At 68.5% G+C, this 15,280-nt stretch carries 12 protein-coding genes; 3 read left to right on the forward strand and 9 right to left on the reverse strand.

What is annotated here, in order from left to right:
* Window positions 1-256: 256 nt before the first annotated feature.
* On the forward strand, window positions 257-1,549 hold the full coding sequence (locus ABZ803_RS31120; protein ID WP_357044791.1) for an acetyl-CoA C-acyltransferase: 1,293 nt from the start codon (window positions 257-259) through the stop codon (window positions 1,547-1,549).
* Window positions 1,550-1,622: 73 nt separating this feature from the next.
* Here the strand turns inward: ABZ803_RS31120 and ABZ803_RS31125 are convergent, their stop codons facing one another.
* The 7 genes from ABZ803_RS31125 to ABZ803_RS31155 form a co-directional block, all read right to left on the reverse strand.
* A complete protein-coding gene (locus ABZ803_RS31125) occupies window positions 1,623-1,790 on the reverse strand; it encodes a hypothetical protein (protein ID WP_157172863.1) in 168 nt (55 codons plus the stop codon).
* Window positions 1,791-1,935: 145 nt separating this feature from the next.
* Window positions 1,936-2,556 carry a 5,6-dimethylbenzimidazole synthase gene (bluB, locus tag ABZ803_RS31130; RefSeq protein WP_357044819.1) on the reverse strand — a complete coding sequence of 207 codons (621 nt, stop codon included), beginning with the start codon at window positions 2,554-2,556 and terminating at the stop codon, window positions 1,936-1,938.
* A 127-nt stretch (window positions 2,557-2,683) separates the two neighbouring features.
* A complete protein-coding gene (locus tag ABZ803_RS31135; protein ID WP_357044793.1) occupies window positions 2,684-3,940 on the reverse strand; it encodes a fatty acid desaturase in 1,257 nt (418 codons plus the stop codon).
* A 99-nt stretch (window positions 3,941-4,039) separates the two neighbouring features.
* Window positions 4,040-5,476: a fatty acid desaturase gene (locus ABZ803_RS31140; protein ID WP_357044795.1), complete on the reverse strand. Its 1,437-nt coding sequence runs from the start codon at window positions 5,474-5,476 to the stop codon at window positions 4,040-4,042.
* Between the two features lie 45 nt (window positions 5,477-5,521).
* Window positions 5,522-6,679, reverse strand: coding sequence for a ferredoxin reductase (locus tag ABZ803_RS31145; RefSeq protein ID WP_357044797.1), 1,158 nt, complete (start codon window positions 6,677-6,679; stop codon window positions 5,522-5,524).
* A 125-nt stretch (window positions 6,680-6,804) separates the two neighbouring features.
* Window positions 6,805-7,353: a hypothetical protein gene (locus tag ABZ803_RS31150; protein ID WP_062973899.1), complete on the reverse strand. Its 549-nt coding sequence runs from the start codon at window positions 7,351-7,353 to the stop codon at window positions 6,805-6,807.
* A 10-nt stretch (window positions 7,354-7,363) separates the two neighbouring features.
* Window positions 7,364-8,785: a wax ester/triacylglycerol synthase family O-acyltransferase gene (locus tag ABZ803_RS31155; RefSeq protein WP_357044799.1), complete on the reverse strand. Its 1,422-nt coding sequence runs from the start codon at window positions 8,783-8,785 to the stop codon at window positions 7,364-7,366.
* Between the two features lie 591 nt (window positions 8,786-9,376).
* On the opposite strand from ABZ803_RS31155, the gene secA reads away from it, so the two are divergent.
* On the forward strand, window positions 9,377-12,241 hold the full coding sequence (gene secA, locus ABZ803_RS31160; protein WP_357044801.1) for a preprotein translocase subunit SecA: 2,865 nt from the start codon (window positions 9,377-9,379) through the stop codon (window positions 12,239-12,241).
* Window positions 12,242-12,424: 183 nt separating this feature from the next.
* Entirely contained in the window at window positions 12,425-12,802 is a 378-nt protein-coding gene (locus ABZ803_RS31165; protein ID WP_357044803.1) for a nuclear transport factor 2 family protein, read from the forward strand.
* A 6-nt stretch (window positions 12,803-12,808) separates the two neighbouring features.
* On the opposite strand, the gene rsgA is transcribed toward ABZ803_RS31165, so the two are convergent.
* Complete coding sequence (gene rsgA, locus ABZ803_RS31170; RefSeq protein ID WP_084467132.1) at window positions 12,809-13,810, reverse strand: ribosome small subunit-dependent GTPase A; 1,002 nt, start codon at window positions 13,808-13,810, stop codon at window positions 12,809-12,811.
* Complete coding sequence (gene aroA, locus ABZ803_RS31175) at window positions 13,807-15,099, reverse strand: 3-phosphoshikimate 1-carboxyvinyltransferase (protein ID WP_357044805.1); 1,293 nt, start codon at window positions 15,097-15,099, stop codon at window positions 13,807-13,809. Before aroA ends, rsgA begins: the two co-directional genes overlap by 4 nt.
* Window positions 15,100-15,280: the final 181 nt, after the last annotated feature.

Below are 15,280 nucleotides of genomic sequence, written 5' to 3' on the forward strand. Positions count from 1 at the left end.
TGGAAAATCAGTCGAAAGTTTGTTACGGTTCTTTGCGTCGGAAGGTCCCGGGGAGGGCCTGCGGCGGTTCCGGGACGGGCAGGGGCGTTCGCCGGGACGGGCGTCTCCGGTCTGCCGCTCAACGGCGCGCGGCGGACCGGTTCAGCGGCGGCGGAGGGGAGTGCCGCTACGTCGGGTTCACCGTCGGCGAAGGGGGTCGACGGTGAACTTACTTTAGAGTAAGTTTGGTGGTCCGAGGCTTTCGAAAGGAAATCGCATGGCCACCAAAGCTGCTCGCCGTGCCGTGATCGTGTCCGGTGCGCGCACGCCGTTCCTGCGCGCGTTCACCGGATACACGCGGATGGATTCCATCGCGCTGGCCGACGCCGCGGTACGGGGACTGCTGGAGCGAACCGGGCTGCCCGGCGCGCAAGTGGAGGCGATCGTATGGGGCGGTGTCATCCTGCCCGGCGCGGCGCCGAACATCGCCCGGGAGATCGCGCTGGACTTGCGGTTGGACGCGGGTTGCGAGGGCTACACGGTGACCAGGGCCTGCGCCTCCGGCTTGCAGGCGGTCACCTCGGCGGCGGCCGCGATCGAGCGGGGCGAGTACGACATCATGATCGCGGGCGGCAGCGATTCCACCTCGAACGCCGAGGTCAAGTTGCCGCAGAAGGTGGTGCACGCGGCGGCGCCGCTGGCGCTGGGCAAGCCGAAGCCGAAGGACTATCTCTCCGCGGTCGCGCGCTTGGCCCCGTTCACCGACCTGCTGCCGAGCAGGCCTAGGATCGCCGAGCGCACCACCGGTGAGGTGATGGGCGAATCGGCGGAGAAGATGGCTCGTATCCACGGCGTGAGCCGCGCGGACCAGGACGAGTTCGCCGCCCGCTCGCACCGTCGCGCGGCGGCCGCCATCGAGTCCGGCCGGTTCGACGACGAAGTGCTGCGGGTCCGTACCCCCGAAGACGTGGAGATCCTGCGCGACGGCTTGGTGCGCGGCGATACCAGCATCGCGAAGCTGGCCGCTCTGAAGCCGGTTTTCGCCGCGGACGGCAGCGTGACCGCGGGCAACGCCAGCCCGCTCACCGACGGAGCCGCCGCGGTGCTGTTGATGAGCGAGGAGAAGGCGCACGCCCTCGGCTATCGACCGCTGGCTGCGTTCCGGTCGTGGAGCTACGTGAGCGTCGATCCGGCCGATCAGGTGCTGATCGGTCCGGCCATCTCGATGCCTCGGGCGCTGGAGAAGGCCGGGATGTCGCTGGGCGACGCCGATCTCGTCGATATCCACGAGGCCTTCGCCGCCCAGACCTTGGCGGTGCTGACCGCGCTGGCCAGCGACGAGTGGGCCAAGACCCGGCTGGATCGCGACACCGCCGTCGGTGAGGTCGACATCGACAAGCTGAACGTGCACGGTGGCTCGATCTCGCTCGGCCACCCGTTCGGGGCCACCGGAGCGCGCATGGTGACCACCATGGCCAACGAGCTGGCCCGCACGGGGAAGAACACGGCACTGCTGGGGATTTGCGCCGCGGGCGGCATCGGCGCGTCGGCGGTGCTCGAACGCGTCTGACGCGAGCGGGGTGGCCGCACCCGCCGGCCGAGAGTGCCGCGCCGGGCGGCGGTCGCCTCGGCTACCGCCGCCCTCACTTGCCCGTGGCGCCCCGCCGCTTGCGTCCCTCGTCCGCGAGGATCCGCAGACAGGTCTGGTGCTTGGTCTCGCCGGGGATGCCTTCCCGACGCAGGCGCAACGTCGCCTGTGCCAGATCGATGCCCAGCTCGCTCGACAGCCGAACAGCATCGACATTGGCCATATGCAAAAACCTCCTGGAACCGACAAACTCCCGTGAAGAACACTGCGTCAGAGGCAGTTTCGCCCTTGTCGTACCCAGTGGGCATCCGATTGAACCATGAACGATCCACACATTTGCGTAACGATGCGCGATCGGGACGGGGAGATCAGCCGCGATAGGTTTCGCGGTGCACCGCTTCGGTGAGCGGTCTGCCCGCGCGCCAGCCGAAGCGCTCGAGATCGGGGACGCGCTGGAATTCGTGCACCGGCCCGACGCACAGCCAGGCGACCGTGCGGACGCCCTCCGGAAGGCTGATCAGGTCGGACAGGAAGCCGGGATCGTAGAACGACACCCACCCCACCCCGACGCCTTCGGCGGTGGCCGCCAGCCAGAGATTCTGGATGGCGAGAACCGCGGAGTAGATACCGGTTTCGGGCACCGTGGCCCGCCCGAGCACCTGCGGTCCGCCGCGCTCGTGGTCGTAGCAGACCACCACTCCGGTACCGCTTTCCAGAATGCCCTCGATCTTGATCGGCTCGAAGGTGGCGGCACGCTCGGGCGGCAGCGCGTCGCGGAACTCGATGCGCTTGCGCGCCACATGGACGGCGAACTTGCGCAGCGTCGCCGGATCGCGGACCACCACGAAATCCCAGGGCTGCGAATTCCCCACGCTGGGCGCCCGGTGCGCGGCGTCCAACAGCCGCCACAGCGTCGCCTCGTCCACGACCTCGCCGGTGAACTCGGCGCGCACGTCGCGGCGCCGCCGGATGGCCTCGTAGACGCTCAGAACCTCAGGATGCACCGTCTGAGTCAATCAAATCCGGCGAACTCACCGCACACGGCCCGGCCGAGCGGCCCGGGACTCCCGTCGGCTCGGATTCCGAGACCGAGCCGACGTCACCGCGCGATTGGAATCAGCGCGCCGCAGGCGCGCCGCGCCGGGCGAGCCGCCGCCGACCCTGGGCGAGCGCGGTGCGCAGACCACGGCGCCGACCGGTCACCGGATCGATGGTGGCCGCGGCGCTGCCTCCGAACTTGCGTTCCGAGGCGGTCTCCGGCGCGTCGTCGGTGGTGGCCCGCAGGTACTTGTTCGGCAGCGACAGCTTGAGGATGGTGCGCCACGCCTTGAAGTACTGCACCGGCAGCGAGCCGGTGGTGTAGGGCAGGTCGTACTTGTCGGCCAGCTCGCGCACCCGCACGGCGATGTCGGCGTACCGGTTGCTCGGCAGGTCGGGGAACAGGTGGTGCTCGATCTGGTGGCTCAGGTTGCCGGTCATGAAGTGCATGACCGGGCCGCCGGAGATGTTGGCGCTGCCGAGCATCTGGCGCAGGTACCACTGGCCGTGTGTCTCACCGTCGATGTCGGCCTTGGTGAACTTCTCCGCCCCGTCGGGGAAGTGGCCGCAGAAGATGACCGCGTTGGACCAGACGTTGCGGATCGCGTTGGCGGCCAGGTTGGCCGTCAATGTGGAGAAGAACGCCGGGCCGGTGAGGGCGGGGAAGATGACGTAATCCTTGAGGATCTGTTTGCCCATCTTGGTGAGCGCCTCGCTGCGCTTGCGCTCGAACTCGGCCCGCTCGGGGGAGCCCGGCTTGTACCGGCCCGCCACCAGCTTGCCCAGCTCCATGTGCTGGATGGCGACGCCGTACTCGAAGAACAGCTGCAACACCAGGTTGTAGACCGGGTTGCCCAGGTTGAACGGCTTCCAGCGCTGGTCGCGCGTCACCCGCAGCAGGCCGTAGCCGATGTCGTCGTCCATGCCGAGCACGTTGGTGTACTTGTGGTGCAGGTAGTTGTGGGTGTGCTTCCAGTGCTTGGCGGCACCGGTGTTGTCCCATTCCCACGAGCTGGAGTGGATCTCCGGATCGTTCATCCAGTCCCACTGGCCGTGCATGACGTTGTGCCCGATCTCCATGTTCTCGATGATCTTGGCGGTGCCGAGCAGGGCGACGCCGGCCAGCCAGGCGGCGCGCACCGGGCTGGCGAACAGCACCGCCCGGCCGCTGATCTCGAGGGCTCGCTGCAACCTGATGACATTGCGGATGTACTTCGCGTCGCGCTCGCCGCGCGAGGCCTCGATTTCCCGCCGGATCGCGTCGAATTCCGCGCCGAGTGCTTCCACGTCGGCCTCGGTGAGGTGCGCGTATTCCTTGACATCCGAGATCGCCATACGGGTTACTTTACCGTAAGTTACGAAAGCGTAGGTTGCGAGGTGTGCCGCGTGGATGTGGCAATCACCCTATTGCGGTCCTGGTCGTCGGCTGGTAGGTTAGCGCGCCCTTCGGAGAAAGCGAAACCGCCTGTCCCGCATGGCTTTTTCGCGCAGCGCCGCTTGTTCGTGCCGCGCTCGCTCCTGGATCGCGACCTTGGCTTCCCGCAGTACCTGACCCTCGTGCTCGGCCTTCTCCTTCAGCGCCGCCTTGGCCTCGCGCAACATCTCCTTCTCCTGTCGCGCCTTCTCCTTCAGCACGACCTTCGCCTCGTGCAACGCCGAACGCAGGCCGCGGCGCTTGCCGGTCTCCGGATCGATCCGCAGCCAGTGCGTGGACTCCGTGCCGAGTGACGGCAGCGTGATACCGGCGAACTTGCGTTCCGACGAGGTCTCGGGCGCGTTGTCGGCGGTCGCCTTGAGGAACCGGTCGGGAAGCGCCAGCTTGTGGATCGTGCGGAAGGCGAGCAGATACTGCTTGCCCAGCGACCCGGTGGTGTAGGGCAGGTCGTACTTGTCGCACAGCTCGCGCACCCGCACCGCGATCTCCGGGTACCGGTTGCTCGGCAGATCGGGGAACAGGTGGTGCTCGATCTGGTAGCAGAGGTTGCCGCTCATGAACGCCATGGCGGGCCCGGCCTTGAAGTTCGCGCTGCCGAGCATCTGGCGCAGGTACCACTCGCCGCTGGTCTCGTTCTCCAGCTGCTCGATGGTGAACTTCTCCGCGCCGTCGGGGAAGTGGCCGCAGAAGATCACCGCGTACGCCCACAGGTTGCGCACCAGGTTCGCCGTCGCGTTCGCTTTCAGCGTCTGCTTGAACGCCGGGCCGGTGAGCGCGGGATAGAGCAGGAAGTCCTTGGCCACCTGACGGCAGATCTTGCGTCCGAACACCACGTTCGGCTCCGACATCAGCTCCCGGGGTGGGGTGCCGGCCAGCTCCTTCTCGATGCTCCAGTCGTGCAGCGCGATGCCCCACTCGAAGGTCGCGGCCAGCAGCAGGTTCGCCAGCGGCTGCACCAGGTGGATCGGCCGCCACGGCTCGTCGCGGGTCATCCGCAGGATGCCGAAGCCGAGATCCTCGTCCTTGCCCAGCACATTGGTATAGGTGTGGTGGGAGTAGTTGTGCGCGCGGCGCCACTGCGCGGAGGGCCCGGTCATGTCCCACTCCCACGAGGTGGAGTGGATCTCCGGGTCGTTCATCCAGTCCCATTGCCCGTGGCTGACGTTGTGCCCGAGCTCCATGTTCTCGATGATCTTGGCGACCGACAGCAGCGCGGTGCCGGTCAGCCAGGCCCAGCGGTTGCGGCTGCCGAACAGCACGGCGCGAGCCGCGACTTCGAGACCGCGCTGCGCCGCGATCGCGCGCCGGATGTACTTCGCGTCACGCTCGCCACGGGACAGCTCCACCGAACGCCGGATGGAATCGAGTTCCTGCCCCAGTGTCTCGATATCGGCCGCGGTGAGATGGGCAAATGTCTTGATGTCGGTGATTGCCACCGGGGTCCTTTCCCTACTCGATCCACCTCGAGAGTACCCGCTGGACTACACGTCCAGGGTGCAGTCGCCCGCGGCCGCCGAGATGCAGGTCTGCACCTTGTCGCCTTCGCGGCGCTCCTCACCGTTGCGCAGATCGCGCGCGTGGCCGGAACTCAACGTGACCACGCAGGTCTGGCAGATGCCCATCCGGCAGCCGAACGGCATCTGCACGCCGGCGGACTCACCGGCCTCGAGCAGGCTGGTCGCGCCGTCGGCCTCGACGGTGCGACCGGTTCTACCGAAGGTGACCGTGCCGCCCGCACCGACCGACGAGCGCTCGATCTCGAAGCGCTCCACGTGCAGCCGTTCGGGCAGGCCCGCCGCACGCCAGTGGTTCTCGAGCTCGTCGAGCATCCCGGCGGGACCACACGCCCAGGTCTGGCGTTCGCGCCAATCCGGGAACTCTGTGTCGAGTTCGGCGAGCGCGAACTTGCCTTTGTCGGCGGTGAGATGCAGACGGGTGTCGAAGCTCGGGTTGCGCTCGTGCAGCGCGCGCAGCTCCGCACCGAACATCACGTCGTCGGCGGTCCGGGCCGAGTGCAGATGCGCCACGTCGGTGAACAGCTCACGCCGGTCCATCGCGCGCAGCATGGACATCACCGGGGTGATGCCGCTGCCCGCGGTGAGGAACAACACCTTCTCCGGCGGCGGGTACGGCAACACGAATCCGCCCTGCGGGGCGGCGAGCCGGACGACGGTGCCGACCGGCACGCCACTGACCAGATGGCTGGACAGGAAGCCCTCCGGCATCGCCTTCACGGCGATGGAGATCAACCGCTTACCGGCGTGACCCGGCGCGGACCAATCCGGCGGACAGGTCAGCGAATACGAACGCCAATGCCAGCGTCCGTCGACCAACAGGCCGATGCCGATGTATTGGCCGGGCTGATATTTGAAGTCGAAGCCCCATCCGGGCTGAATCACCAGCGTCGCGGCGTCGGCGGTTTCCTTGCGCACCTCCACGATGCGCCCGCGCAGCTCGCGCGCCGACCACAGCGGGTTGGCCAGGTGCAGGTAGTCGTCGGGTAGCAACGGCGTGGTCACCCGCGCCACGGCGCCGCGCAGCACGTTCAGTTTGCCGCCACGCTCGGCGACGCTTGCGGCGGGCGCCTCCAGCCACGCGCGGACGCTTCGCACGGAGAAGCTCCCAATTTTCGAACCCATCGCTGCCGTTGATCTCCCTGTCGTCCGGATGCGCAGGCCGCCGTCTCGCCGATCGGATGCCTCGCCAGCAAGGTTACGGCATCGTAGGTTATCGCGGTGGGTGAGCCCGAGTACGCGGCCGCGAGTCAGAGCAGTTCGAGCAGGAACGGCAGCTCCTGAGCGGCGTACCAGGCCAATTGATGGTCCTCGGCGTCCCCGAGGACGAACTCCGCGTCGGTGTCGCCGAGATCGGCCGCGTCCACCACGTCGACGGCCTTGGCCACCTGCGGTTCGGCGTCGGCCAGATCGACGTGCACCGAGGCGATCTGCTGGTAGCCGATCGGACCGGCCAGCCGGACCACCGCGTCGTCGAGGTCGGGCCGCAGTTTCGCGCCGGTCACGTCGGCGGCGATCACCGCGCGCCGGTAGACGGGACTGCCGCCCGCGACCGGCGCTGCCTCGTCGTCGGACTCCTCCGACGACCCGATCGCCTCGCGTTCGGCGGCGAGCAGCCGCAGCGAGGCGCGGGCGGCCTCGTTCATGGCGACTTCGCCGAGCTCCTCGTCGTCGCCGGAGGCGTAGGCCTCGCGCAGCGCGGGCGTCACCGCGAACGCGGTCCCGCCGACGGCGGACAGTTCCCGGTTGTCGACCAGCTCGCGCAGCATCGGCACCGTAGCCGGGATGTAGACCCGCAGCTTGTTCTGATCAGACGCAGGCACCGAGCATCTCCTCCATGGAATCGCGCACCGCCGTGGCGAGCACGCCGATGTCGGCCATCGCGTCGCGGTCGGCGTTGAGACCGTAGAACACCCGTCCGTCGTAGGACGTGATCCCGATGCTCGATGCCTGATTGCGCAGCAGTGGCGACACCGGGTACATCTCCAGCATCCGCGCGCCGCCGATGTACATCGGCGCCTGCGGACCCGGCGCGTTGGTGATCACCAGATTGAACGTGTGTTCTGCGAACGTACTCGCCGCGCGCACGCTCATCGCATGCAGGCTGGCCGGAGCGAAACCGGCCAAGTGCACGAGGGTGCGCGCGCGGACGCCGCGCCGCTGGCGTCCGTTCAGTTCGGTCGCGTGCGCGATGTGCGACAGCCGCATCACCGGATTCGGTTCGCCGACCGGCAGGTCGATCAGGAACGACGACACCTCGCTCGCCGTCTGCGCCTGGTCGCCGTCGGCTCCCTCGACGTACACCGACATCGGCACCACCGCCCGCAGCGCGGTCGACTCGGTGAGCGCTTCCCCGCGCGAGAGCAGCCAGTTGCGCAGCGCTCCGGTGACCACGGCGAGGATCGCGTCGTTGATCGAGCAACCGAAATGCCCGCGGATGGTGCGGTAGTCCGCCAGGTCGGTGCGCACCACGTCGAAGCGCCGGTTGCGCGAGGTACGGGCGTTCAGCGGGCTGGCGGGCGCGCCGGTCGCCGCGGTGCGCACCGCGGCGACCACCGACTCGACCGCCTTGCCCGCCGTCCCGAGCACCGCGAACGCACCCGCGCTCGCGTCGCGGGCCACTTCCAGCGCCTTACGCGGCTGCGCTGCGAGATCGGCCAGCGCGCCCACCAGCAGCTCGGCATCGCCGGGTTCGCGCGGCGCGATCCAATCGTCACCGGCCAGTTCGCGTGGCGCGGGCCCGGCGTCGAGGATCACGTGACCGATCTCCAGCGCGGTGTCCCCGTCCACCAGGGCGGAATGCGTCTTGGTGAAGATCGCGCAGCGGCCGTCGGACAGCCGTTCGATCAGGTACATCTCCCAGAGCGGCCGGGCCGGATCCAAGGGGTGAGAGGTGAGCCGGGCGACCAGGTCGTGCAGTTGCTCGTCGGTGCCGGGACCGGGGAGGGCCGAGCGCCGGATGTGGTAGGTGATGTCGAACCGGCTGTCCTCGACCCAGACCGGCCGCCCGAGCGACAGCGGGATCTCGCGCACCTTGCGCCGGTACCTCGGCACCAGCGGAAGCCTGCTCTCGACCAGGTCGACCAGCCGGTCGTAGTCCAGAACCGCCCGGTCCGCGCCGTCGCCGGGTTCGGTGTTCCGCAGGATCGCGAGAGAGCCGATATGGATCGGATTGCTACTCGACTCGAGCCGGTAGAAGGCCGTGTCCTGCGGCGTCAGTCTCGTGATCACGCTGCCCGGTACTCCTTTTCCCGATGCCGTCCCCCGCTTCATTGTGCTGCCGCGGCGGCCGTTACCCCTGCCGTTGCGGCATTTCCGATGAATCTCGTACAACCCTATTCCCGCACCCTTGGATTCGGTGGCACGCCGCCCACTCGCCCTGGGTGCCTCGATCCGATCCCAGTCCGCACCGGGTCGTACGGTAGAAACCGCCTGCCGGTTGTCGCACATGTGACGAACGAAGTCGCGAACGGCGCCGTCCGCCTGCTCCGCCGTGTCGCGCACACCGAGATCGCACGAGAACCACATCACCCGCCCACATCGGCCCAACCACCGGTTTCGAGCGAAGCGAGACCGAGCATGTTCCGTTCGCGACCCGGCTCGCGTCCGAGCGTCCGGTGCGTCCGCGACGAAGTCGCCCGCGGCGATTCGCTCGCACGCGAGCCATGAAGGGGCCGCGAACACGCAGCGCCGCAGGCGCTGCACATCGGATAGAGCATTACCATGAAGCATGCAGCGGATTCCGCGCAACCGCGTGGGCCCGCACCGGCCCGGGGGCCGACGACACGATTTGACACACCGACCAGAGGACTGACGAGACCCGTGCCTGCGCTGACACTGACGAGGTTGCTACGGATTGGTGAGGGTCGCATGGTCAAGCGGCTCGCGCATTTCGCCGACCAGGTCCTCGCCCTCGAACCGGATTACGAAGACCTCAGCGACGCGGAGTTGCGGGCCAAAACGGACGAGTTCCGCGAGCGCTACGCCGAGATGGCCGAGGAAGGCGAGACCGATCCGCTCGGCCAGTTGATGGCCGAGGCGTTCGCGGTCGCGCGTGAGGCGTCCTGGCGGGTGCTCAACCAGAAGCACTACAAGGTGCAGATCATGGGCGGCGCCGCGCTGCACACGGGCAATATCGCCGAGATGAAGACCGGTGAGGGCAAGACCCTCACCTCGGTGCTGCCCGCCTATCTCAACGCGATCAGCGGTGATGGTGTGCACGTTGTCACCACCAACGACTACCTGGCCAAGCGCGACTCCGAGTGGATGGGCCGTGTGCACCGCTTCCTCGGCCTCGAGGTGGGCGTGATCCTGTCGGGCATGAGCCCGGCGCAGCGGCGGGTGGCCTACGGCGCCGACATCACCTACGGCACGAACAACGAGTTCGGCTTCGACTACCTGCGCGACAACATGACGCACTCGCTGGACGATCTGGTGCAGCGCGGGCACAACTTCGCCATCGTCGACGAGGTCGACTCCATCCTCATCGACGAGGCGCGAACTCCGCTGATCATCTCCGGCCCGGCCGACGCCTCCTCGAAGTGGTACGCCGAGTTCGCGCGCATCGCGCCGCTGCTGAAGAAGGATCTGCACTACGAGGTCGACATCAAGAAGCGCACGATCGGCGTGCACGAGGCGGGCGTCGAGTTCGTCGAGGACCAGCTCGGCATCGACAACCTCTACGAGGCCGCCAACTCGCCGCTGGTGAGCTACCTGAACAACGCCATCAAGGCCAAGGAGCTCTACACCCGCGACAAGGACTACATCGTCCGCGACGGCGAGGTGATCATCGTCGACGAGTTCACCGGCCGCATCCTGGTCGGGCGCCGCTACAACGAGGGCATGCACCAGGCGATCGAGGCCAAAGAAGGTGTGGAGATCCAGCCGGAGAACCAGACCCTGGCCACGATCACGCTGCAGAACTACTTCCGCCTCTACGACAAGCTCTCCGGCATGACCGGTACGGCCGAGACCGAGGCCGCCGAGCTGCACCAGATCTACAACCTCGGCGTGGTCCCCATCCCGACCAACAAGCCGATGGTCCGCGCCGACCAGTCCGACCTGATCTACAAGACGGAGGAGGCCAAGTTCTCCGCCGTGGTCGACGACGTCACCGAGCGGCACGAGAACGGCCAGCCGGTGCTGATCGGCACCACCAGTGTCGAGCGCTCGGAGTACCTGTCCAAGCAGTTCACCAAGCGCGGCATCCCGCACAACGTGCTGAACGCGAAGTTCCACGAGAAGGAAGCCGAGATCATCGCCGAGGCAGGCAGGCCAGGCGCGGTGACCGTCGCGACGAACATGGCAGGCCGTGGTACCGACATCGTGCTCGGCGGCAACCCGGACATCATCGCCGACATCCTGCTGCGCAAGCAGGGCTTCGACCCGGTCGAGACGCCGGAGGAGTACGAGCGCGCCTGGTTGCCCACCCTCGATCAGGTGAAGGCCCAGACCGCCGAGGACGCCGACGCGGTGCGCGACGCGGGCGGCCTCTACGTGCTCGGCACCGAGCGGCACGAGTCGCGCCGCATCGATAACCAGCTGCGCGGCCGCTCCGGTCGTCAGGGCGACCCGGGCGAGTCCCGCTTCTACCTGTCGCTGGGTGACGAGCTGATGCGCCGGTTCAACGGCGCCGCGCTGGAAGCGATCATGACGCGGCTGAACCTGCCCGACGACGTGCCGATCGAGGCGAAGATGGTGTCCAAGGCCATCAAGAGCGCGCAGACGCAGGTCGAGCAGCAGAACTTCGAGATCCGCAAGAACGTCCTCAAGTACGACGAGGTGATGAACCAGCAGCGCACCATCATCTACGGCGAGCGCAACCGGATCCTGCGCGGCGAGGACATGGAGGGCCAGGTCCAGAGCATGATCACCGACGTGATCACCGCCTATGTGGACGGCGCCACCGCCGATGGCTACGTCGAGGACTGGGATCTGGACAAGCTGTGGACGGCGCTGAAGACGCTGTACCCGGTGAGCCTGGACTACCGGGACCTGACCGGTGAGACCGAGGTCGGCGAGGCGGGCGAGCTGACCCGCGAGGAACTGCTCGAAGCGCTGCTGGACGACGCGCACGACGCGTACGAGCGCCGCGAGGCCGAGATCGACGGCCTGGCCGGCGAGGGCAGCATGCGCAACCTGGAACGGCAGGTGCTGCTGTCGGTGCTCGACCGCAAGTGGCGCGAGCACCTCTACGAGATGGATTACCTCAAGGAGGGCATCGGGCTGCGCGCGATGGCGCAGCGCGACCCGCTGGTGGAGTACCAGCGCGAGGGCTTCGACATGTTCACCGCGATGCTCGACGGTCTCAAGGAGGAGTCGGTCGGCTTCCTGTTCAACCTGCAGGTCGAGGTGCAGCAGCCGCAGCCGGAAGGCGTCGCCGTCGGACCGGGTCTGCGTTCGCCGGTCGGAGCCCCGCCCGCCCCGCAGGCCTTGCCCACCGAGGAGGCTCGGGTCGCCAACGGGCACGCCGCGCCCGCGGCCCTGCGCGCCAGGGGTATCGATGAGACCGCCCAGCGCGGTTTCAGCTACTCCGGCCCCGACGAGGGCGGCCGGGCCGCGGTGCACAGCGACGCCGAGGAATACGGCGCGGACGGTTCCCCGCAGCCCACCCGCCGCGAGCGCCGCGAGGCGGCTCGCGCGGACGCGAAGGGCCGTCGCGGCCCGAAGTCCCGCCGCCGCCACTGAACCGCTGAAAACGAAGGCGCCCGAGGTCTCCTCGGGCGCCTTCGTCGTGTCGTGGAATTCGCACGGCCGTTTCGGCAGCACCGACCGGGCGCGTCTGCACGGATGCCGGCCGGTGCGGCACGACACGCGAGCGGTAAGCCGAGCGCGCCGGAACAGCCGGGCGGACCGGCGTATCTTCCTGGCGTGGAACGCGCAGCTGTCGAAGCATGGATCGCCGGATACGAGCGAGCCTGGCGGTCGGCGGGCACGGAACAACTCGCCGACCTGTTCGCCGAGGATGCCGGATACCTCGTCTCGCCGTGGGCGCGGCCGCTGACCGGTCGCGATGCGCTCGCCGACTTCTGGGAAGGCGGCCGGGACGGACCCGACGAGCAGTTCGCCCTGCGATCGAGCATCGTCGCGGTGGACGGGGAGACCGCGGTGGTCCGGGTGGAGGTGGAATACGCGCGGGACACCCCGGCTCGGTGGCGAGATCTGTGGATCCTGCGCTTCGACCGCAGTGGCCGCTGTGTGTGGTTCGAAGAGTGGCCGTTCGCGCCCGAACAGCCGGATGGGCACTGACCCCGCTTACCAGGGATCGTTGGAGGTCAGAGCGACGAGCAGGAGGCGGATGGCGGCCACCCGGCGTTCCTTGCCGGGAAGCTCGTCCAGCGCGCATTCGGGATCGGCGGGCGGGCCCAGATGGGTGCAGCCGCGCGGGCAGTCCTCGATGGCTCCGGCGAGATCGGTGAAGGCGGCGATCACGTCGTCCGGGGTGATGTGGGCCAGGCCGAACGATCGGACCCCGGGTGTGTCGATGACCCAGCCGCCATCCGGCAACGGGAGCGCGACCGACTGGGTGGAGGTGTGCTTGCCCTTGCCCACCCCCGACACCACGCCCACGGCCCGCTCCGCATCCGGCACAAGACGATTGACCAGCGTCGACTTGCCGACGCCGGAATGGCCGATCAGCGCGGTGAGGTGGTCGGTGAGCAGTTCCAGGACCGGCTCGAGCGGATCGTCGATGCCGCCGTAGACGATGGTGAGATCGAGATCGTCGAAGGCGGCGGCGAATTCGGAATCGGCGGCCAGATCGTGCTTGGTCAGGCACAGAACCGGTTGCAGCCCACCGGCGTACGCGGCGACCATCGCCCGTTCCACGAAGCCGGTGCGCGGAGGCGGGTCGGCGAGCGCGACCACGATGAACAGCCGCTCCGCGTTGCCGACCACGAGTCGCTCGTACGGATCGGTGTCGTCGGCGGTGCGGCGCAACACCGTTCGCCGGTCGGCGACCCGGACGATGCGGGCGAGGCTGTCCGGTCGCCCGGACAGATCGCCGACCACATCCACCTGGTCGCCGACCACGATCGGGGTGCGACCCAGTTCCCTGGCCCGCATCGCGACGATGCGGCGCTCCGGATCACCACCGAGGACACACCCCCAGCGCCCCCGGTCGACCGAGACCACCATGGCCGGCTCGGCGTCGTTGTGCTGCGGCCGGGTCTTGGTGCGGGGACGGGAACTCCGCCCCGGACGCACCCGGACATCGGATTCGTCGTAGCTGGCCGCGGAGCGCCGTCCCCCGCTCAGTGCGCCGCTCCTTCTTCGGATAGCGCGGGCTCGAGCATGTGTTCCCAGAGGGCGACGAAGTTCGGCAGCGTCTTGGCCGTGGTGCCGATGTCCTCGATCTCGATGCCGGGCACCCGGAGGCCGAGAATGGCTCCCGCCGTGGCCATCCGGTGATCGGCGTAGGAATGCCACTTGCCGCCGTGCAGGTCGGCGGGCACGATCTCCAGCCCGTCCTCGGTCTCGGTCACCTTGCCGCCGAGGCGGTTGATCTCGGTGGAAAGCGCTGCCAGGCGGTCGGTTTCGTGCCCGCGCAGATGCGAGATCCCGCGCAGCACGGACGGTGAATCGGCCAGCGCCGCCAGCGCGGCGACGGTGGGCGTCAGCTCGCCCACATCGTGCAGGTCGATGTCGATGCCCGCAAGCCGGTCCGGGCCGTGCACGGTGAGCACGCCGTCGAAGATCCGCGCTTCGGCGCCCATCCGCACCAGGATCTCGCGGATCACGTCACCCGGCTGGGTGGTCAGCCGCGGCCAGTGCGGGATGCTGACTGTGCCGCCCGTGACCGCGGCCGCGGCCAGGAACGGGGTGGCGTTGGACAGGTCCGGCTCGACCTCCCAGTCCACCGCGCGGATCGGTCCCGGTTCCACCGTCCAGGTCTGCGCCTTGAAGCTGTCCGCGGGCGCCTGCACCCGCACGTCGGCGCGGCGCAGCATCTCCACCGTCATCTCGATGTGCGGCATCGACGGCAGTGGCTTGCCGTCGTGGTGCACCACCAGGCCTTCGTCGAAGCGCGCGGCCGACAGCAGCAGGCCGGAGACGAACTGCGACGACCCGGACGCGTCGATCGTCACGGTGCCGCCGCGCAACGCGCCCTTGCCGTGCACCGTGAAGGGCAGCGTGTCGCCGTCGACGTCGGCGCCGAGCGCGCGCAGCGCGTCCAGGATGGTGCGCAACGGACGGATCCTGGCCTGTTCGTCACCGTCGAACGCGACATCGCCCGACGCCAGCGCCGCGACCGGCGGCAGGAAGCGCATCACCGTGCCCGCGAGTCCGCAGTCGACCGTGCCGCCCCCCAGCGGCGCCGGCGTCACGGTCACCGTGTCGCCGGCACCCTCGATGCTCGCGCCGAGCGCGCGTAGCGCGGTGATCATCAGGTCGGTGTCACGGCTGCGCAGCGCGCCGGTGATCGTGGACGGGCCGTCGGCCAGGGCGGCCAGAATAAGCGCCCGGTTGGTGATCGATTTCGAACCGGGCAGGGTCACGGTCGCGTGTACGGGGACCTCGACATGGGGCGCTGGCCAGAAGTTCACTCGTCCATCATCACACGGTGTTGTTTTCCAGCGCCTGCGGCGCTGGGTGTTCGCGGCCCCTTTGTGGCTCGCGTTTGCGCGACCGCCGCTTGCTCCTTCGTCGCCTACGCGACGGCCGCGCAAACGCGAGCCGGGCCGCGAACGGCGCATGCTCGGTCTCGCTTCGCTCGAAACCCGGAGT

The sequence above is a fragment of the Nocardia sp. NPDC047648 genome, assembly GCF_040642815.1.
Taxonomy (GTDB): domain Bacteria; phylum Actinomycetota; class Actinomycetes; order Mycobacteriales; family Mycobacteriaceae; genus Nocardia; species Nocardia gamkensis.